Source organism: Kitasatospora purpeofusca, from assembly GCF_000718025.1.
GTDB classification, from domain to species: domain Bacteria; phylum Actinomycetota; class Actinomycetes; order Streptomycetales; family Streptomycetaceae; genus Kitasatospora; species Kitasatospora purpeofusca.
This window is the reverse complement of record NZ_JODS01000001.1, coordinates 672,110-691,083: the sequence shown is the minus strand read 5'-3', so window position 1 is coordinate 691,083 and position 18,974 is coordinate 672,110. Positions and strand designations below refer to the sequence as shown.

Below are 18,974 nucleotides of genomic sequence, written 5' to 3'. Positions count from 1 at the left end.
ACTACGGCACATCCAACTTCGACCCGCCCTTATCGACGGATGCCTGGCCGGCACCGGCCTGCGACTCACCCCACCGACTCCACCCTGAAAGCCTCAGTAACATCCACCGCAGAAGAACAAGCCAGTACCACCAACGATTCGCCCGTTCCACAGGGTGTATAGCCCCCTATACAACGACGGCCAAAGCTGCCGCCAGGAGACCCCGCGATGCCCCACGACACACAGCGAACCGGCCGACACCTGCGTTTGCTGATCCTGTCTATCCCCCTAGACTCTGCGTTGACTGGGGCAGACACCGGAGGGGACATGGCGGGAGAAACGCAGCGGATCGCCGCCATCAAGAACCCGTTCGAGCTGCTACGTGCAGCCACCGTGCGGCTGGCCGAGGCGCAGCAGGAGGTCACCGAGCTGTCGCGGCTGCGCCAGCGGGTGATCTCCGAGCTTCACGAACAGGGCATGTCCTACGCCCAGATCGCCGCCGAGGCCGGACTCACCCGGGGGCGGATCCACCAGCTCAAGCAGTCGGCACCCGCGCCCGAGGGGGCGTTCCTGGGCAATGCGCGGCTGATCATCGCGACGCCACTCAAGCAGGAGGCCGGCAATGCCAGGCCGGTCCTGGCCGCTGAGGACTTCGCAGCCGCCCAGCGGCTCGGCGACCTCGCCCGCTCCTACAAGCTCGAACCGAGCTTCGAACACGTGCCGATCGGTGGCGAGATCGACCTCAACCGCGAGGACATGATCGTCATCTGCGGCCCCCGGCTGTCCAGCCACGTCGCCGGGGTGCTCGCCCAGGACCCGTCGATCTGCTTCGAACGCGCCCCCGACGGACCGTGGACCCTGCGCGACCGCGAGGCCGGCGTTGCCTACCGATCCGGCATGGACTCCGAACCCGCCCTCAACTCGGACGTGGCCTACCTCGGCCGACTCCCGCGGCCCGACGGCCAGGGCCTGGTCATGGTCCTCACCGGCATCCACCCGCAGGGAACGCTCGGCGTCGTCCACCTGATCGTCAACGACCTCGCCGACCTCTACCAGCAGGCCGGCACCGGCCGGTTCTCCGTCCTGCTGAACGTCGACTACAACCCCCAGGACAACGAGCCCGTGCGCGTCCGCCTACTGTCGCCGTTCTACCGGCACGAGGCAGACTGACCGGGTGCATCTGGAGATCGCCACCGAACCCGCCCGCCAGGACCGCCCCAACGAGGACTTCGTCGCGGCCAGCCCGAGCGCCGTCGTCCTGCTCGACGGCGCCGGCACCCCGCCTGGATCCGGCTGCGGCTGCTCCCACGGCGTGGCGTGGTTCGTCACCCGGCTCGGCGTCAACCTGCTCGCCGGCGTGACCAACCAGCCCGACCGCGCCCTGACCGACTGCCTCGCGGACGCCATCACCACCACCGCCGCGCTGCACGCCGAGTGCGACCTCACCCACCCCGGCACCCCGTCGGCCACCGTCATTGCGGTCCGCCTCACCGACCAGGACCTCCAGTACCTGGTCCTCGCCGACTCCACCCTGATCGTCGAACACACCGACCCCGCCACCGGACCCGTCGCCATCACCGACGACCGCGAGGCCCTGGTCGGCGCCGCCCTCCGCGGCTCCATGGACGCCGTCCCCACCGGCACTGCCGAACACGGCGAAGCCCTCCGCCGCTACGTCGAGGCCATGCGCGCCCACCGCAACCAGCCCGACGGCTTCTGGGTCGCCGCCGCCGACCCCACCGCCGCCCACGCCGCACTCACTGGCAGCTTCCCCCGTGCCGAGGTCACCGGCTTCACCATGGTCAGCGACGGCGCCTCCCGCCTGGTCGACCGCTTCCACCTCGCCGACTGGCCCGAGGCCCTCAAGCTCATCCACGACCAGGGCCCGGCCGCCCTCATCCGCGCAGTCCGCACTGCCGAACTCGCCGACGCAGACGGCAAACGCTGGCCCCGCGGCAAGGCCCACGACGACACCGCCGTCGCCACCGTCACGCTGTAGTCCGCGAGCCCCGAAGCCCAACCGAAGTCACTGCCGAATTCCGCTCTACAAGGTCAAGGGCGCGCGCCCTGCGCGCGCCGCTGCCCCGCCCCGGGCGGCCGACGCCGGGCGTGCGGGCTGGCGCCCGGTCCCGGCGCGACCGCCCGAACGGGGCAGCAGGGTGGCTGGGGCCGGCGGCTCCGCGGTTTTACCCACCTCCCCGGCCAGGGACCCGCATCGAGCAAGACCGGGGGGCCACTCGGCCACACTGCGGTCAGGCCCAAAAGCCCTGACCGAGCCGCAGCAGCTTACGGCCCCCCGATCATGCCCGACCCCAGACCGGACAGGACACCGGCCAAAACCGCTCCACCGCCCGCGGCGTCATGCTGCCTGAAGGAGTGGAACTCCTAGAGTTTCCGCGACGTCCTCGGCTGCGTGCTGGTCTCGAATATTGACCGTATGGGAGAATCGTTCGATCGCGCGTAGATGGCTCTCGATGGAATTTGAACGCTCGGATTTGCCGAGGTCATATAGCGTCACGAAAGCCGGATTCTCGATTTTGGCATCCTGTCGGGCATGCTCGATCCGGAACAGTAGGTCATTCACCTTCTGGCGGGCAAGTCTATCCTGGGAGGAAAGCGTAATTTTGTCGAGGAGATTTGTTCGGCCGTTCTGATACCTGTAGTCGAAGTCAAGCTCTCGCGGCTCGCCCTGCAAGAGGACCGTGTAGGTTACATCCCGCTCGATTTTGTGGTTGGCTGGCACCCGAAGCTTCCGGAATAGCAGATCGTTTGCCAGGTCATCGATGGACTTGACGCCACTTGGGGCGGGTTCACCAACAAGTTCATGAAAGAGCTCCTCCGCCACGATTCGGAGGTTTGTCTCTTCGGTGGAAGCGAGCAGGCTGCCCCGTGGTTCGATCTGGTAGCTCTGACCGGGGCGACCAACGCTCTTAAGTACGCTCTCGTGGAATGTGCCAGAATCTAGGTGGTACTCCAGGTATTCCAGCCATGCGCGCAGCATCTTAGGGCTGCGGACGATTCCGCGGACCTTGCGTCCGTCCAGGCCGTCTTGATGTTGCCCGATGAATCGTGCGACTCCGTAGCCGCTCGACTCGACAACTACTCCGATGTTCCTCGGCTCGTTTCGGAAAGGGTCGGGAACATACTTGACGAGGTACCAGTTAGCTGCCACCGTCCTCCTCCTCCATGTCGAGGGTCCAGCTCGCGACGTTTTGGTAGAGGTCGCGGGTTTGATTTACATAGGTTCGGATGCGGGTTTGCCTGTACTCTAGGAATGAAACAAGTGCATCCCGAGTGGAAGCATCGATTAGCTTTGCTGAGTGGCAGGTGTCGGCAGCGCGTCGAATCTCGCGCCTGGTCACTGAGCCGATTCGAGCAAACCACTCAGGAAAATGAGACGGGTCAGTGATGTGGCGAGTCAAGCAATGGTACTTGTAGACGATATCCCTATTCTTTGCCAGTGCCGTGACGGCGTCCTCGCCTGACGGTGGTACGTTTATTAGAGATAGGTCATGATCGAACACCGCTACGCCGATATCGGGGATGTGCGAGAGGTTTTGATCGTGGCGGTCTGTGTTCAGTACCCAGTGGTCGAAGGCAATGATTCCACACGCTTCCCACGGCCTGTCGGCACAGAACTTTGGAGGGATAATCGGGGGAGCAACATCGCCGCGATGGCCGAATGCCAGGGATACGTAACCGTGGTCCCCTCCGTGCAGGCCGAAAAGTGTTCCAGGGGGCACCGGGAGGCCAACTGCCATTCCCAGTGTGCTGGCCACATAGTCATTGACCACGGCAAATGGTCGGTCTGGAGTGTTCTGTCGCGCAAATGCGTTGAGGCGAACACTTCCGACCCCGCCAGAGGAGCCCTCGATTATGGCGCCGTAGTTGGCGACGTCGAAGAAGCCGACACCGTTCCTTGAATGCCTGTCCGACCCCACCGGCATCATCCCTCCCGCGTCGGCTCCGACGCCACGTGCGCGTGAGCATACCGGGCGAGACTGCTGTCGACAGGAACAATGGCGGACTCGAGCGGATGGCGGCGTCGCTTGTGTGCGGTGAAGGACCTTGGGCTGGAGATCGACGGCATCGCGCAGTGCCGTGTGGGCGGCGTGAGCTCCACACGTGATCGCACTTTCGTTCGAGGCTCCTGCCATGCTTCGACCATAGGACGTGGGTCAGACACTGGCACCCCTCATCCCGCATGATGGTCGTCCAGCATCTGGATCGCTGTGTTGTCCACAGCGGGCGCGTAGCCAGTCTGTGCCACAGGCGTGCCAGAGCGGGCGGTACGTGGCGGTCAGTTGCGGGCGCCGGCGGTGCGGTGGCTGGCGAACGGGCAGGTCGGGTGGGGTGCAGGTCGGGGCGGGTGGCGCAGGCCAAGGCTTACAAAGCAGATGTCGGCGGTTCGAAACCGTCCGCGCCCACAGCGCAGAAGGGCCAGTTCGGAGGCAGGATCCTCCCGAACTGGCCCTTGATCGTTTCTGCGGCCTTACCCGTCCTGTGCCGCATGCGTCGTTTCCCGGTGCCTGCCGGACGGGGGTGCTGCTGTGTCCTGATGGGCCGCGGAAGTGGGCATGGTCACCATGTGAGGACAGCTCGCTCGTCCGGAGAGCCGACAACGGGCCTGACTCAACCGGTACGGCGACCGAACTGGGCCCAGACGCTCCGACGACGCGCGATGTCGAAGACTGCTGCTGCACGGTGAGCTTCGAGCAGGGGAGGGCGAGAGCCGAGGGCAGTCAGGATCTGGGCTCCGTCCAGCACATCGACGTCGGGCTTTCCCTTGTGTGTCAGCGTCCGAGCGCCCACGACGGCGATGATTGGGTGCACCGGAACGGCGAGACCGCACCAGCGGTGCAGGAGTTCTGCCGTCCTGCTGCCTTCGAGGCTGGATTTCTCGATGTACGGGTAGCTGTTGCGGTTGACGGTGAGCCGCTTGTCCCCGACCCAGACCATGGCATCGGGGTGGTGCTTGGTGTTCACCGTGAACACCCCGGGCGGCCCGATCACCACGTGGTCGATATCCGCACCGCTCGGCAGCGGGACTGCGTGCAACACGTACCAGCCGTAAGCCCGTAGACCGTCGAGCAGCCCACCGACCAACCTCTCCCCGTCGAGCCCCTTGCTCAGCTCGGAGCGGGTCAGGTCGTCGCCGGAGAGCTTGGCCGCCACCCGCACCAGCCACTTCCGCTTGCTCTCATCGGCCCGGATCATGCCCCGGACACCCTCGCCCGGTCGGTTCGAGGCGAGGTCGTCCTCGGTCGTGAGCGGCGGCAGAGCGGGCAGCACTGTCGGCGGAGAGGCGGGGCGAGGGGGAACGGGCGGTGGAGGGGGCTTGCGGACGACGGTCAGTGGTGGAACCGAGCGGCTGTCCGTCCGGCACCAGTCCCTGATCAGATCGAGCGCCGATGATTCATGAGCGGCATCGGTGATCGTGACGACCCCGGTCAGGCAGTCCAGCCACGCGACCGCCTGCCCACGAGGGCCAGGCAGGTTGACGTACAGCCGATCCTTGCCCGCCCGCCGCCACGGTTTGACCGTCAGTTCCGCCACGTTGCCCCCTCCGCTTCGGCACTGACACGAGATCAGCACGCGGACGGGCGCCCTGACAAGAAGGCCACCAGCCAGGCCGGGCCGTCCGGTAATGACCCTCGCCACGTCATCAAGGGAGCGTACGGCGCGCCAGCTCGCTGCGGCCCAGCCGCTCGCCACCGCTCCGGCCTTCGCTCTGTGCCGGCGGTGGCCGGCCGCGGAGAGCGGCCACGTGTCAGGGAGGCCGAGGTCAGACCCGCGGTGACTGGGGCGGGCGCCCACGCCGCCGAGCCTGCCAAGGCTGGGAGAGCCGTGCTTCTAGCGCTGCCCGTTCCTCCTCGTCGAGCGAGACGATGCCGCCGAGGCGCTTCACAGTCCAGTTGCAGTAGATATCCATGACGTCAGCAGCTGTGAGCGGTCCCTTCAGTTTTCCAGAAAAGAGAAGGGCCTTGGCGATGCAGTCCAGATTTGTTCTGGAGACGAATTCGATGTCGGTCTCTGCCTCGCGGGCTCTTCTGCTGAGATCATTCACGCGGGCAAGGTCGCTTGCGCGCTTACTCCAATCGGCCTCACTGGTAGCGATGGACAGGCGCTCATATGCGGCCCGAAGTTGCTCCTAGCCGATGATCGGAAGATTTCGATCGAGCTTTCTCATGGAAATAGCCACGTCCGGAACCTCGGAAGTTGAGGTGGAAGCGTTCGAGGTGGGAGGTGCAGCGAAGCCGTCCGGGATTGCATGAGCGGGTGGCTGGTCAGTAATTTTTGCATTGCGTTGCATGGGAACTCCAACGGGAGTTTGGCCAGGGAAAGAAGGGTCAGCCCGGGAGCGGCATCCTCCCGGGTTGGCCCTTGGGTCTTTGTGGGGCCCTGGTGAGTGGTGATGGCGCGCCTGTGGATGGTTGTGAGTGTGCATGGTCGGCGCTGTGGGCGTCGGCGTGGGGCGTACGGTTTCGGGGAGCCGGAGGGAAGGGGAAGCGGATGGTGGCGGAGGAGTTGTTCGAGGTGGCGTCGGGGTTGCCGGGGGTGACGGACGATGAGGCGTTCGGGCCGGGGGTGACGGTGTTGAAGGTGGAGGGGAAGGTGTTCGCGGTGCTGGGGGAGGAGCGGGTGACGCTGAAGTGCGAGCCGGGGCTGGCGGTGCATCTGAGGGGGCAGTACGCGGCGGTGGGGCCCGGGTATCACATGAACAAGCGGCACTGGATCACGGTCGTGCTGGATTCGACCGTTCCGGACGAGGAGTTGCGGGAGATGGTGGAGCACTCCTGGGAGCGGGTGGTGGCGGGGATGCCGAGGGCGGTGCGGGAGCGGTTGTCGCTGCTGCGGGGGTGACGGGGGCGGGGGTCAGTCGGGTGCTGTGGTCGGGAGGCGGGGTGGGGTGGGGTGTGTTTGGGTGGGCACACAACGCTTGGGAGAGGTGATCCTCCGTGACCATGCCGCCTTTCGGGTCGAACGACCCGTTCTCGGATCTGCTCAGCCGGTTCTTCGGGATGAGCCCGTTGGCCTCGCCGCCCGCGGTGCAGCGGGTGCCGATCGGGCGGTTGTTGAGCGAGTCGGCGCAGGAGTTGCTGGCGGCGGCGGCTCGGCGGGCGGCCGAGGGTGGGGGGAGCGATCTCGACACCGGGCATCTGATGTGGGCGGCCACCCGGGTGGATGCGTCGCGGCGGATGCTGGAGCGGGCGGGGGTGGATCCGGACCGGTTGGCGGGGGATCTGGACAAGGCGCTGCCGGCCGGGGCGCAGGTGTCGGGGGAGGAGGGGCGGCCGGGGCTGACGCCGGCGGCCAAGCGGGCGCTGCTGGCGGCGCACGCGCGGTCGCAGGCGGCGGGGGCCTCGTACATCGGGCCGGAGCACATCCTCGGCGCGCTGCTGGAGGAGGAGCGGTCGGGGGCGGGCACGGCGGTGCGCAACGCGGCGCCTTCGCAGGACGCGCTGCGCACGGTGCTGGACGGGCGGGGTACCGGCCGGGGCACGGCCGGCGGTGGCGGGGGCGGGCAGCAGAGTGCGACGCCGACGCTGGACGAGTACGGGCGCGACCTCACCGAGGAGGCGCGGGCGGGCCGGTTGGACGCGGTGGTCGGCCGGGCCGAGGAGATCGAGCAGACCGTCGAGATCCTGTCCCGCCGGACCAAGAACAACCCGGTGCTGATCGGTGAGCCGGGGGTCGGCAAGACGGCGATCGTGGAGGGGCTGGCGCAGCGGATCGTGTCGGGGGACGTGCCGCAGATCCTCAAGGAGAAGCGGGTCGTCACGCTCGACCTCACCGCGCTGGTGGCCGGCTCCAAGTACCGGGGCGAGTTCGAGGAGCGGCTGAAGAACGTGATCGACGAGGTCACGGCGGCCGAGCAGAGCGTGATCCTGTTCCTCGACGAGCTGCACACGGTGGTCGGTGCGGGCGGCGGGGGAGAGGGCTCGATGGACGCGGGCAACATCCTGAAGCCGGCCCTGGCGCGCGGGGAGTTGAGCGTGGTCGGGGCGACCACCCTGGACGAGTACCGCCGGTACGTGGAGAAGGACGCCGCGCTGGAGCGCCGCTTCCAGCCGGTACTGGTGCCCGAGCCGACGGTGGAGGAGACGATCGAGATCCTCCGGGGTCTGCGCGACGCCTACGAGGCGCACCACCAGGTGCGGTTCACGGACGAGGCGCTGGACGCGGCCGCGACCCTGTCGGACCGCTACGTCAGCGACCGCTTCCTGCCGGACAAGGCGATCGACCTGGTGGACCAGGCCGGCGCGCGGGTACGGCTGCGCAGCCTGGGCGGTTCCACGGTCGCGATGCCGGTGCGGGACCGGATCACCAAGCTGCGCCGGGAGTTGGAGGAGGCGGTGGCGGACGAGGAGTTCGTCCGGGCCGCCAATCTGAAGACCGAGCTGCGGCAGACCGAGGACGAGCTGGCGGCGGTCGCCGAGTCCCGCGAGGAGGTCGTGGCGGTCACCGCGGACGACATCGCGCAGGTGCTCTCGGGCCGGACCGGCATCCCGGTCGCCGAGCTGAACGCGACCGAGCGCGAGCGGCTGCTCCGGTTGGAGGAGCACCTGCACGAGAAGGTGATCGGGCAGGACCGGGCGGTCACCGCGGTGGCCCAGGCGGTCCGTCGCGGCCGGGCGGGGATGGGCGATCCGGACCGTCCGACCGGCTCCTTCCTGTTCCTCGGCCCGACCGGTGTCGGCAAGACGGAGCTGGCGAAGGCGCTGGCCGCGCTGCTGTTCGGCGACCCGGACCGGATGATCCGCTTCGACATGAGCGAGTTCCAGGAGAAGCACACCGTCTCCCGGCTGGTCGGCTCGCCACCCGGGTACGTCGGCTACGACGAGGCCGGCCAGCTCACCGAGGCGGTGCGCCGCAAGCCGTACAGCGTGCTGCTGTTCGACGAGGTGGAGAAGGCGCACCCGGACGTCTTCAACCTGCTGCTGCAGGTGCTGGACGACGGCCGGCTGACGGATGCCCAGGGGCGTACGGTCGACTTCCGCAACACCGTGCTGATCATGACGAGCAACATCGGTTCGCAGCGGATCCTCGACCACGCGGGCGACGTCGACGAGATCCGGGACGACCTGATGCGGGACCTGCGCTCGCAGTTCCGGCCGGAGTTCCTCAACCGGATCGACGAGGTGATCGTCTTCCACGCGCTCACCCGCAAGGACCTGCTGCAGGTGGTGGACCTGCTGCTGGACCGCACCCGGCGCCGGCTCAAGGCCCAGGACGTCGACCTGGAGGTGACCGACGAGGCCAAGGAGCTGCTGGTGAACCTCGGCTACCAGCCGGCGTTCGGGGCCCGGCCGCTGCGCCGCACCATCCAGCAGGAGCTGGACAACCGGATCTCGGACCTGCTGCTGGACGGCACGGTCCGGGAGGGCGACACGCTGGTCGCGGAGGTGTCGGACGGGCAGCTGACGGTGACGCTGGCGCGCCCGGAGCCGACGGGGAAGCAGGGGCAGGGGCAGGGGCAGGAGCGCGGGCCGGAGCCGGTGGTGGGAGGCGAAGGCGAGTAGCGGGCACCACCGGCCGGCGGCGCCTCACGCGCCCGGGAACACCTCGCGCAGCAGCGGGTCCGGCAGGCCGCGCCGCCCCCACTCGCGCGGGTAGCCGAGCGACACCTCCTCGAACGGCACCCCGTCGTAGCTGGTCCGCCGGGGGATGTGCAGGTGCCCGTAGATCATCGTGGCGGTGTTGAACCGGCGGTGCCAGTCCGCGGTCAGCTCGGTGCCGCACCACTGGGCGAACTCGGGGTACCAGAGGATCTCGGTGGGCTGGCGGACCAGCGGGTAGTGGTTGACCAGGACCAGCGGCAGCTCGGGGTCGTGCTCGGCGAGGCGCTTCTCGGTCAGCCGGACGCGCTCGCGGCACCAGGAGTCGCGGTCCGGGTACGGGTCGGGGTGCAGGAAGCGCTCGTCCGCGCAGACCACGCCGGTCTCGTAGGCGGCGGCCAGGGACTCCTCCTTGGTGGAGGTGCCGGGGGCCCGGAAGGTGTAGTCGTAGAGCAGGAACAGCGGGGCGACCGCCACCGGGCCGCCGGCGCCGGTCCACACCGGGTACGGGTCCTCGGGGGTCACCACGCCGAGCTCGCGGCACATCTCCACCAGGTGCTGGTAGCGCTCGACGCCGCGCACCTGGACCGGGTCGTTGGGGTGGGTCCACAGCTCGTGGTTGCCGGGGGCCCAGACGACCTTGGCGAAGCGTTCGGCCAGCAGGCCCAGGGCCCAGCGGATGGTGGTGGTGGACTCGGACACGTCGCCGGCCACGATCAGCCAGTCGTCGGGCGAGCCCGGGCGCAACTGCTCCACCAGGTCGCGGTTCTGCTGGTAGGAGACGTGCAGGTCGCTGACCGCGAGCAGCCGGCCTCCGGTCGGTCCGCGTCGTGTGTCGTCCGTGCGGTGGTCGCGGTGGTGGTCGCCGGTCATGTCAGCCCCCCAGATGGTCTACCTGCCGTCCCGGTCACAGTACCGGGGCGAGGCGGCCGGATCACGGCCCTCCGGTCCGGGGGTCGGTGACAGGACCCTTGACAGGGCGTCATGTCCGCGCCAGCTTTGGGGCACCCCCACGCCGAGACACACCGAGAGGTCTCTCATGAAGAAGCCGCTCATAGGCACGGCCGCCGCGCTGCTGTTCGCCGGGGCGACCGCCCTGGCGGGCGCCCCCGCCGCGACCGCGTCCACCGCCACCACCAGCACGAACGTGACGTCGCCGCAGGCCGGGAAGGTCGCCGCCGTCACGTTCGCCGGGACGGTGGCGCTGAGCAACTGTTCCGGCTCGCTGGTCCGGTTCCCCGCCTCGACCGCCAACGACCCGGCCCTGGTGCTCTCCAACGGCCACTGCCTGGAGTCCGGTATGCCCGGCCCCGGCCAGGTGGTCACCAACCAGGCCTCCAGCCGCAGCTTCACCCTGCTCAACGCGAGCGGCGGATCGCTCGGCACGGTGAAGGCCAGCAAGATGGTCTACGGCACCATGACCGACACCGACGTGTCGATCTACCAGCTGAACACCACCTACGCCGCGATCCAGTCCCGCTACGGCATCGCCCCGCTGACCGTCGCGGCCACCCACCCCGTCCAGGGCAGCTCGATCAAGGTCGTCTCCGGGTACTGGAAGAAGATCTACTCCTGCTCGGCCGACGGCTTCGCCTACCGGCTCAAGGAAGCGGACTGGACCTTCAAGGACTCCCTCCGCTACACCTCCACCTGCAACGTCATCGGCGGCACCTCCGGCTCCCCGGTGGTCGACGCCAACAGCGGTCAGGTCGTCGCGGTGAACAACACCATCAACGAGGACGGCCAGCGCTGCACCCTGAACAACCCGTGCGAGGTGGACCAGAACGGTGGGGTGACCGTCCGCAAGGGCATCGGCTACGCCCAGGAGACGTACATCATCCCCGCCTGCTTCGGCGCCGGTAACAAGCTCGACCTCACCCGGGCCGGTTGCACCCTGCCGCGCCCCTGACCGGCACTTTTACCCCGATGGGCCATCCGCGACCGGCGGGTGGCCCATTCGGCCGTCTACCGGACGGCCGGTCCGCCCGGCGGCGGCGCGCCGACTGCCGGAGAGTTCGGACCAGGACACCGCACAGTTCCGTTGACCCGATGGAGAGTTGATGACCACCACGATCAGAAGGCTGCTGGTCGCCGTTCTGCTGATACCGCTGCTCGGCCTCGGCCTGGCCCCGACCGCGCTCGCCCGGTCCGCCGGGACGACCGACACCGCCGGCGCGTTCGACGCGGCCGTCGCGGCCTCGGGCGGGGTCGCCGACGACCCGTCGGCCGACATCAAGGACCGGCTGGCCGGGATCCCCGGTATGACCGTCACCGAGGAGCAGCCCACCACCACCGGCCACCGGTACTTCCTGCTCACCTACACCCAGCCGATCGACCACGCCCGCCCCTGGCTGGGCACCTTCCAGCAGCGGCTGAGCGTGCTGCACCGGGGCTACGACCGGCCGACCGTGTTCTACACCAACGGCTACACGCTGCGCACCACCCCCTCGCGCACCGAGCCGGCCCGGCTGGTCGACGGCAACCAGGTCTCCATCGAGTACCGCTACTTCACGCCGTCCCGCCCCGAGCCCGCCGACTGGAGCAAGGCCGGCATCAAGCAGGCGGCCACCGACGCGCACCGTCTGATCACCGCGCTGAAGCGGATCTACCACCAGGAGTGGCTGTCCACCGGCGCCTCCAAGGGCGGCATGTCCTCCACCTACCACCGGCGCTTCTTCCCGGACGACGTGGCCGGCACGATCGCCTACGTCGCCCCGAACGACGTCGACGACCGCGAGGACTCCGCGTACAGCCGGTTCTTCCGCAACGTCGGGACCCCGGAGTGCCGGGCCGCGCTGACCGCCACCCAGCGTGAACTGCTGGCCCGCCGCGACCGGCTGGAGCCCCGCTACGCCGCCGACAACGCCGCCGCCGGCTCCACCTTCACCACCATCGGCAGCGCCGACAAGGCGTACGAGTTGGCCGTGCTGGACTCGGTCTGGGCGTTCTGGCAGTACAGCCTGGCGGCCGACTGCGTGAACGTCCCGGGCGCCGCCGGCACCGACGACGCGCTGTACGCCTGGCTGGACACCCAGTCCGGCATCACCGGCAACAGCGACCAGGCGCTCGCCGGGTACACCGCGTACTACTACCAGGCCGGCACCGAGCTGGGCTCGCCCTCCTTCGACGTGTCGGCCCTCAAGGGCCTGCTGCACTACGACTACAAGGAGCTGTACGCGCCGCGCACCTATGTGCCGCGTTCGATCCCGATGCGCTTCGACCCGTCCGCGATGCGCGACATCGACCGCTGGGTGCGGAACTCGGCCGAGCGGATCATCTACGTCTACGGCCAGAACGACCCGTGGGGCGCCGAGCCGTTCCGTCTCGGGTGGGGCAGCGAGGACAGCTACGTCTACACGGTGCCCGGGGGCAACCACGGCTCCAACATCTCCAAGCTGCCGGCCGACGAGTCGGCGGCCGCCACCGCGAAGGTGCTGGAGTGGGCCGGCCTCGGTACGGACGCCTCGGCCCGCGCGCTGAAGGGGCAGTACCAGGTGCCGCCGATCGGCCCGCTGGACGTCGAGGGGCTGAAGCAGGACCGCGTCCGGCTGTAGTCCGGACCGCCCGCGTCGGCGGGACCGCCCGCGCCCGCGGGACCGTACGAAGCGAGGGCCGCCCGGTGGACGGGCGGCCCTCCGCCGTTCCCGGGCCCGCGCCGCCGCTTCCCGGAACCTTCCGGGAAGGGGGCCGCGAGGCACCTCCCCGAAGCAGTGAATCAGTGCTTCAATGCTTCCATGGCCTACCGTCGCACCCCCGCCGTGCAAGCCCGCCTGGACGCCCAGCGCGAGGCGGTGCTCCAGGCCGCGGTCGGCCTGCTCGCCGAGCGCGGCTACGGCGGCTGCAGCATGGCCGCGGTGGCCGAACGGGCCGGTATCGCCACCGGCTCGATGTACGGGCACTTCGCCAACAAGGCCGAACTCTCGGTCGAGCTCTTCCGCCGGGTGGTCACCCGGGAGGTGGCCGCCGTGCACGAGGCCGTCGCCCGGCACGACACCCCCCGGGACCGGATCGCGGCCGTCGTGGAGACCTTCGCCGCCCGCGCCCTGCGCGCCCCCCGGCTCGCCCACGCGCTGCTGGTCGAACCGGCCGACACCGTGGTGGACGCCGAACGCCTGGTCTTCCGCCGCACCTTCCGCGATGTGCTCGCCGCCGAGATCGCCACCGCGCTCGCCGCCGGACGGCTGCCGCCCCAGGACCCGCAGCTGACCGCCGCCGCGATCGTCGGCGCCACCGCCGAGGCCCTCACCGGCCCGCTCGCGGCGGTACCCCCGCACGGCCCCGGGGCCGCCCCCGACGCCGTGGTCCCCGCCCTCGTCTCCTTCACCCTCCGAGCGCTTGGAGAACGCGATGACAGCGACGCATGAGGTCACCAACCAGGCCCCGCCCCCGTACGGGCACGACACCGCCGCCGACCCCGCGCTGCTCGCTGCCCTGCACCGGGCCGGCGCCGGCTGGGCCGAGCCCGAACTGCGCGCCCTCGGCCGGCTGGCCGGCTCCGAGCAGGCCGCCGAGTGGGGGCGGCTGGCCAACGAGAATCCGCCGGTGCTGCGCACCCACGACCGCTTCGGCCACCGGATCGACGAGGTCGAGTTCCACCCGTACTGGCACGAGCTGATGCGCACCGCCGTCGGGCACGGCCTGCACGCCGCCGCCTGGCGGGACGACCGGCCCGGCGCGCACACCGCCCGCGCCGCCAAGTTCCACGTCTGGAGCCAGGTCGAGGCCGGCCACACCTGCCCGGTCTCGATGACCTACGCCGCCGTTCCCGCGCTGCGCACCACGCCCGCGCTGGCCGCCGAGTTCGAACCGCTGCTCGCCGCCACCGAGTACGACTTCGGACTGCGCGAGCCGCACGGCAAGCGCGGTCTGATCGCCGGCATGTCGATGACCGAGAAGCAGGGCGGCTCGGACGTCCGCACCAACACCACGACCGCCGTCCCGCAGCCCGACGGGAGCTACCGGCTCACCGGCCACAAGTGGTTCACCTCGGCGCCGATGTCCGACCTCTTCCTCACCCTCGCCCAGGCGCCGGGCGGGCTCAGCTGCTTCCTGCTGCCGCGCGTGCTGCCGGACGGCAGCCGCAACCGGCTCCGCCTCCAGCGGCTCAAGGACAAGCTCGGCAACAAGTCCAACGCCTCCGCCGAGATCGAGTACGAGGAGGCGTACGGCCTGCTGGTCGGCGAGGAGGGCCGCGGGGTGCGGACCATCATCGAGATGGTCAACACGACCCGCCTGGACTGCACCATCGGCGCCGCCGCCGGGATGCGGCTCGGGGCCACCCGGGCAGTCCAGCACGCCCTGCACCGCCGGGCGTTCGGCCGGGCGCTGGTCGACCAGCCGCTGATGCGCAATGTGCTCGCCGACCTCGTGGTGGAGTCCGAGGCGGCCACCACCGTGGCGATGCGGCTCGCCCAGGCCACCGACGCCGCCCTCGCCGGGGACGGTCAGGAGGCGCTGGTCCGCCGGCTCGGCCTGGCCGTCGCCAAGTACTGGGTCTGCAAGCGCGGTCCGGCGCACGCCGCCGAGGCCCTGGAGTGCCTGGGCGGCAACGGCTACGTCGAGGAGTCCGGCATGCCCCGGCTCTACCGGGAGGCGCCGCTGGTCTCGATCTGGGAGGGCTCCGGCAACGTCGCCGCCCTGGACGTGCTGCGCGCCATGGCCAAGCACCCGGAGACCGTCGAGGCCTTCCTCGGCGAGCTGGACGCGGCGGCGGGCGCCGACTGCAGGCTCGACGCGGCCGTCGCCGGGCTGCGCAAGCAGCTCACCGACCTCGACCAGCTGGAGTACCGCACCCGCCGGCTGGTGGAGGCGATGGCGCTGGCCTTCCAGGGCTCGCTGCTGGTCCGGTACGGGGACCCGGCGGTCGCCGACGCGTTCTGCGCCTCCCGGCTCGGCGGCGACCACGGCGCCGCGTTCGGCACCCTGCCGCCCGGCCCGGACGTCGCGGCGATCATCGACCGCGCCCGGCCCGTCCCGGCCGCATGAGCGCGCCCGACCCCGTCGCCGAGGCGGCCGCGGTGCGCGCCTTCTGGCAGCGCCTCGGCCTGCCCGGACTTGTGGACGTCCACACCCTCCCTCCTTGCCCGCCATCGGGCAGGAGGGGCCCACCATGCCCGAGAACGTCCTCGACAAGGTGTGGGCGTACTTCGACGCGGCCGGCCCGCTGACCGGCCGCCCCTGGCCGATCGCCTACCGCGAGGCGGAGGAGCAACGGGTCGCCCGGCTGCGGGAGTTCGGCGTCCGCGCGTTCACCGCGATGCTCTACCCGCACAAGCCGGGGATGGCCGAGTGGCTGAACGCCTGGGCCGCGGACTTCGCCGCCCGCACCCCCGCCTGCCTGCACACCGCGACCTTCCACCCCGAGCCGGGCGCGCCCGGCTATGCGGCCCGGGCGCTGGCCGACGGTGCCCGGGTGTTCAAGGCGCACCTCCAGGTCGGCGGCTACGACCCGGCGGACGAACTGCTCGACGAGGTCTGGGGACTGCTCGCCGAGAGCGGCACACCGGTGGTCACCCACTGCGGCTCCGGACCCGTCCCGGGCAAGCACACCGGCCCCGGCCCGATCGGCGCCGTGCTCGCCCGGCACCCCCGGCTGGTCCTGGTGGTGGCCCACCTCGGACTGCCCGAGTACACCGACTTCCTCGACCTCGCCGAGCGGTACCCCGGCGTCCGGCTGGACACCACGATGGCGTTCACCGACTTCTCCGAGCGGGAGACCCCCTTCCCGCCCGCCGAGCTGCCCCGGCTGCGCGCCCTCGGGGACAAGGTGCTGCTGGGCAGCGACTTCCCCAACATCCCCTACCGGTACGGGCACCAGCTTGACGCGCTGGACCGGCTCGGGCTGGGGGAGGAGTGGCTGCGCGCCGTCTGTCACGACAATGCTGCTGCTCTGTTCGGTATTTGACGCTCAGTCAAGATCTTGCAGCAGGGGAAGTGCCTGCCGGTGGAGGCCCGGCGCGGCGGCCAGGAAGGCGTCCGCGGCGGGTGTCCAGGGGGCCCCGGCGGCGTCCGTGACCGTCGCGCCCGCCTCCGCCGCGATCAGCGCGCCGGGCAGCAGATTGGCCGCGTCCGCGCCGAACTCCCAGAACAGGCCCAGGTGTCCGGAGCCGACCTGGGCCACCTGGAGCGAGGTCGGCCCCAGGTTGCGGACGGCCAGCACCGCGCCCGCCACCGCCGACAGCGAGGCGCCCGCCCGGCGCAGCGCCACCGGGTCGGAGGCGACCCCCGGCGGCTGGCCGGTCCCGGCCACCACTGCCGCCAACTCCCGCTCCACGGGGGCGATCGGCCAGCCGTCCAGCTCCGCCCCGCCGCCGCGCACGGCCCGGTAGGTGCGGGCGCCGAGCTGCGGCGCGTGCACCACGGCCAGTACCGGCGCGCCGTCGCGCACCAGGGTCGCGGTCACCGCCCACTGCGGCAGCCCGAGCAGGAACTGCACCGCGCCGTCCATGGCGTCGCACAGCCACCACTCGCCCTCGGCCGGCACCGCGCCCTCGAACTCGTCCTCCAGCAGGCCCGCCTCCGGGTTCAACGCACCCAGCCGCGAACGGAGTTCGGCGGCCGCCGGATCGTCGAACGCGGCGAACCGCGCCATCGCCCCGGCCAGGCCGAACTCCGGGCAGGGCTCGGCCGGCCGCTGCTCGGCCAGCCGCGCGCCGACTTCCCGGACCGCCGCCTCCACGGCCGGCAGCAGCGTCCGCAGTTCCCGCACCTCGATGTCGCCCATCGTCCCGCTCCCGTTCCTCGTGCTCCTGTGGTCAAGGAGTACCGTCGGAGCGCCCGGACAGGACGTCCGGTGCGGGAGGACGACGGAGATCGGACACCATGGACGTCGCTGCTGCTGATCCGGACACCGTGCTGGACACCCTGGACCGCCGGCTGGTCTGCGCGCTCCAGGTGAACGGCCGGGCCGGGGCCGGGAGGATCGCCGAGGTGCTCGGCGTCTCCCCGCGCACGGTCACCCGCCGGCTCGTCCGGCTCCAGCAGACCGGCCTGGTCCGGGTGGTCCGGATGCCCGACGTCGAGGACGCGGCGGTCGGCGCGCTGCTGCTGCGGATCCGGGTGCTGCGGGGCAAGGGCGACGCCGTCGCCCGGGCGCTGGCCGAACGGCCGGACGTGCCCTTCGTCGACGTCATGCTCGGCGGCCAGGAGGTCGGCGCGGTGATGCTCTCCGGCGCCGACGCCCGCGACCGGCTGCTGCACGGGCAGTTGCCCGCCACCGCCGCGGTCACCGAGACCACCGTCCACGCCGTGCTGCACGCCTTCGCGGACGCCGGCCAGTGGCGCTCCGGCCACCTGGAGGAGGCGGAGGCGGCCGCGCTGGCCGAACCGCCGCCCGCCCGCCCCGCTCCCGGGAGCGTGTCGCTGGACGCCCTGGACCGCGACCTGCTGGCCCGGCTCGGCGAGGACGCCCGGCAGTCGCACGCGCTGCTGGCGGCGGCGGCCGGCACCCCCGAGTCCACCGTCCGGCGCCGGCTGCACCGGCTGGACGGTGCCGGGCTGCTGCGCACCCATGTCGCCGTCGAACCGCGGCTGTTGGGGCTCGCGGTGGACGCCAACCTGTGGCTGGACGTGCCGCCGGGCCGGCTCGCGGCCGTCGGAGCGGCACTGGGCCGGCATCCGCAGGTGCACGGTGTGTTCGCGACCAGCGGGCCGGCCAATCTGATGGCCGCGGTGTTCTGCCCGGACCACGGCGGCCTCTACCGGTTCGTCACGGACACCCTGGGCCCGCTCGGCGTGGGCCGCGCCGAGACGGCGATCGTGGCGCGGGCGGTCAAGCGTGCGGGCGTGCCGCTGCGGCCGCCGGGCGCCGGGGCCGCCCGGCCGCGCGCCTCCCGGTCCTGACCCGGCCGACGCCCGGTCCTGACCCGGCCGCCTCCCGGCCCTGACCCGGCCGAAAGGGGCCGAGGATGACCCCGGAGGTAATCGACGGCCGTCCGGCCGCCCGGCACAGTGGTGCCCACCCGGCGGCGGAGCGCCGACCGGGATCCCACCCCCCTGCCGGAGGTCGATCCGCCATGTCCGCCCACACCGTCGCCACCGCCCCTCGGACCGCCCCCGCCTCCTGGACGGCGCTGCGCCGGTTCCTCGCCCTCGACGCCGTGGTCAGCGGCGGCAACGGCCTCGCCTACCTGGCCTTCTCCGGCCCCCTCGGTGACCTGTTGGGGGTCGGCCGCGCGACCCTGCTCGAACTCGGCGCCGTGCTGGCGGTGTTCGGCCTGGCGGTCGGCCTGCTGGCCGCCCGTCCGCAGCCGCCGCGGACCGCGGTGCGGGCGGTGATCGACATCAACCTGGGCTGGACGCTGCTCAGCGTGGTGGCGATGGAGCTGTGGTTCGAGCCGACCACCGCCGGTTACGTCTGGATCCCGTTGCAGGCCGCCGCGGTGGGCGGCTTCGCCGTGCTCCAGTTCACCACCCTCCGCCGCATCCCGGCCTGAA

16 protein-coding genes and 1 pseudogene are annotated in these 18,974 nt (G+C 70.9%); 11 read left to right on the top strand and 6 right to left on the bottom strand.

The annotated features are described in order from the left end of the window. The first annotated feature begins 306 nt into the window (after positions 1-306). Positions 307-1,149 carry a sigma factor-like helix-turn-helix DNA-binding protein gene (locus tag IF01_RS0103140; protein ID WP_030391671.1) on the top strand — a complete coding sequence of 281 codons (843 nt, stop codon included), beginning with the start codon at positions 307-309 and terminating at the stop codon, positions 1,147-1,149. Between the two features lie 4 nt (positions 1,150-1,153). Then, the gene (locus IF01_RS0103135) at positions 1,154-1,978 is read left to right on the top strand and encodes a protein phosphatase 2C domain-containing protein (RefSeq protein ID WP_030391670.1); all 825 of its coding nucleotides are present in this window, start codon (positions 1,154-1,156) and stop codon (positions 1,976-1,978) included. Between the two features lie 360 nt (positions 1,979-2,338). Here IF01_RS0103135 and IF01_RS48055 read toward each other — a convergent pair whose 3' ends face one another. From IF01_RS48055 to IF01_RS48045, 4 genes are all read right to left on the bottom strand, one after another. Next, positions 2,339-3,151: a hypothetical protein gene (locus tag IF01_RS48055; protein ID WP_157855146.1), complete on the bottom strand. Its 813-nt coding sequence runs from the start codon at positions 3,149-3,151 to the stop codon at positions 2,339-2,341. Then, a complete protein-coding gene (locus IF01_RS48050; RefSeq protein WP_157855145.1) occupies positions 3,141-3,920 on the bottom strand; it encodes a hypothetical protein in 780 nt (259 codons plus the stop codon). Before IF01_RS48050 ends, IF01_RS48055 begins: the two co-directional genes overlap by 11 nt. A gap of 691 nt (positions 3,921-4,611) precedes the next feature. After that, complete coding sequence (locus tag IF01_RS41230; protein WP_157855144.1) at positions 4,612-5,535, bottom strand: nuclease-related domain-containing protein; 924 nt, start codon at positions 5,533-5,535, stop codon at positions 4,612-4,614. A 229-nt stretch (positions 5,536-5,764) separates the two neighbouring features. Then, the gene (locus IF01_RS48045; protein ID WP_149030431.1) at positions 5,765-6,046 is read right to left on the bottom strand and encodes a hypothetical protein; all 282 of its coding nucleotides are present in this window, start codon (positions 6,044-6,046) and stop codon (positions 5,765-5,767) included. Positions 6,047-6,492: 446 nt separating this feature from the next. Here IF01_RS48045 and IF01_RS0103125 point away from each other — a divergent pair, with 446 nt between their 5' ends. Both IF01_RS0103125 and IF01_RS50825 read left to right on the top strand, forming a co-directional pair. Then, complete coding sequence (locus IF01_RS0103125) at positions 6,493-6,843, top strand: MmcQ/YjbR family DNA-binding protein (protein WP_030391668.1); 351 nt, start codon at positions 6,493-6,495, stop codon at positions 6,841-6,843. Positions 6,844-6,944: 101 nt separating this feature from the next. Beyond that, on the top strand, positions 6,945-9,503 hold the full coding sequence (locus IF01_RS50825; RefSeq protein WP_030391667.1) for an ATP-dependent Clp protease ATP-binding subunit: 2,559 nt from the start codon (positions 6,945-6,947) through the stop codon (positions 9,501-9,503). 24 nt (positions 9,504-9,527) lie between these two features. Here the strand turns inward: IF01_RS50825 and IF01_RS0103115 are convergent, their stop codons facing one another. After that, on the bottom strand, positions 9,528-10,412 hold the full coding sequence (locus IF01_RS0103115; protein ID WP_051741511.1) for a metallophosphoesterase family protein: 885 nt from the start codon (positions 10,410-10,412) through the stop codon (positions 9,528-9,530). A 166-nt stretch (positions 10,413-10,578) separates the two neighbouring features. Between IF01_RS0103115 and IF01_RS0103110 the strand changes: the two genes are divergently transcribed. The 5 genes and pseudogenes from IF01_RS0103110 to IF01_RS41225 all read left to right on the top strand — a co-directional run bounded on the left by IF01_RS0103110 (position 10,579) and on the right by IF01_RS41225 (position 16,443). Further along, the gene (locus IF01_RS0103110; protein ID WP_030391665.1) at positions 10,579-11,448 is read left to right on the top strand and encodes a S1 family peptidase; all 870 of its coding nucleotides are present in this window, start codon (positions 10,579-10,581) and stop codon (positions 11,446-11,448) included. A 151-nt stretch (positions 11,449-11,599) separates the two neighbouring features. Continuing rightward, the gene (locus IF01_RS0103105) at positions 11,600-13,093 is read left to right on the top strand and encodes a S28 family serine protease (RefSeq protein WP_051754841.1); all 1,494 of its coding nucleotides are present in this window, start codon (positions 11,600-11,602) and stop codon (positions 13,091-13,093) included. Between the two features lie 180 nt (positions 13,094-13,273). Continuing rightward, complete coding sequence (locus IF01_RS0103100) at positions 13,274-13,903, top strand: TetR/AcrR family transcriptional regulator (protein WP_030391663.1); 630 nt, start codon at positions 13,274-13,276, stop codon at positions 13,901-13,903. Beyond that, complete coding sequence (locus IF01_RS0103095; protein WP_030391662.1) at positions 13,887-15,524, top strand: acyl-CoA dehydrogenase family protein; 1,638 nt, start codon at positions 13,887-13,889, stop codon at positions 15,522-15,524. Before IF01_RS0103100 ends, IF01_RS0103095 begins: the two co-directional genes overlap by 17 nt. Further along, positions 15,521-16,443 (top strand): annotated as a pseudogene (locus IF01_RS41225) (amidohydrolase family protein). Before IF01_RS0103095 ends, IF01_RS41225 begins: the two are co-directional and overlap by 4 nt. 3 nt (positions 16,444-16,446) lie before the next feature. On the opposite strand, the gene IF01_RS0103085 reads toward IF01_RS41225, so the two are convergent. Continuing rightward, a complete protein-coding gene (locus tag IF01_RS0103085) occupies positions 16,447-17,262 on the bottom strand; it encodes an inositol monophosphatase family protein (RefSeq protein WP_030391661.1) in 816 nt (271 codons plus the stop codon). 98 nt (positions 17,263-17,360) lie between these two features. On the opposite strand from IF01_RS0103085, the gene IF01_RS0103080 reads away from it, so the two are divergent. Both IF01_RS0103080 and IF01_RS0103075 read left to right on the top strand, forming a co-directional pair. Beyond that, a complete protein-coding gene (locus tag IF01_RS0103080) occupies positions 17,361-18,380 on the top strand; it encodes an Lrp/AsnC family transcriptional regulator (protein ID WP_051754840.1) in 1,020 nt (339 codons plus the stop codon). A 173-nt stretch (positions 18,381-18,553) separates the two neighbouring features. Next, positions 18,554-18,973 carry a hypothetical protein gene (locus IF01_RS0103075; RefSeq protein ID WP_030391659.1) on the top strand — a complete coding sequence of 140 codons (420 nt, stop codon included), beginning with the start codon at positions 18,554-18,556 and terminating at the stop codon, positions 18,971-18,973. Position 18,974 lies beyond the last annotated feature (1 nt).

Coding starts and splice junctions, on each gene's coding strand:
- IF01_RS0103075 (WP_030391659.1), top strand. CDS start 18,554: ATGTCCGCCCACACCGTCGCCACCGCCCCTCGGACCGCCCCCGCCTCC.
- IF01_RS0103105 (WP_051754841.1), top strand. CDS start 11,600: ATGACCACCACGATCAGAAGGCTGCTGGTCGCCGTTCTGCTGATACCG.
- IF01_RS0103140 (WP_030391671.1), top strand. CDS start 307: ATGGCGGGAGAAACGCAGCGGATCGCCGCCATCAAGAACCCGTTCGAG.
- IF01_RS0103115 (WP_051741511.1), bottom strand. CDS start 10,412: ATGACCGGCGACCACCACCGCGACCACCGCACGGACGACACACGACGC.
- IF01_RS0103085 (WP_030391661.1), bottom strand. CDS start 17,262: ATGGGCGACATCGAGGTGCGGGAACTGCGGACGCTGCTGCCGGCCGTG.
- IF01_RS0103080 (WP_051754840.1), top strand. CDS start 17,361: ATGGACGTCGCTGCTGCTGATCCGGACACCGTGCTGGACACCCTGGAC.
- IF01_RS50825 (WP_030391667.1), top strand. CDS start 6,945: ATGCCGCCTTTCGGGTCGAACGACCCGTTCTCGGATCTGCTCAGCCGG.
- IF01_RS0103110 (WP_030391665.1), top strand. CDS start 10,579: ATGAAGAAGCCGCTCATAGGCACGGCCGCCGCGCTGCTGTTCGCCGGG.
- IF01_RS0103100 (WP_030391663.1), top strand. CDS start 13,274: ATGGCCTACCGTCGCACCCCCGCCGTGCAAGCCCGCCTGGACGCCCAG.
- IF01_RS0103095 (WP_030391662.1), top strand. CDS start 13,887: ATGACAGCGACGCATGAGGTCACCAACCAGGCCCCGCCCCCGTACGGG.
- IF01_RS0103125 (WP_030391668.1), top strand. CDS start 6,493: ATGGTGGCGGAGGAGTTGTTCGAGGTGGCGTCGGGGTTGCCGGGGGTG.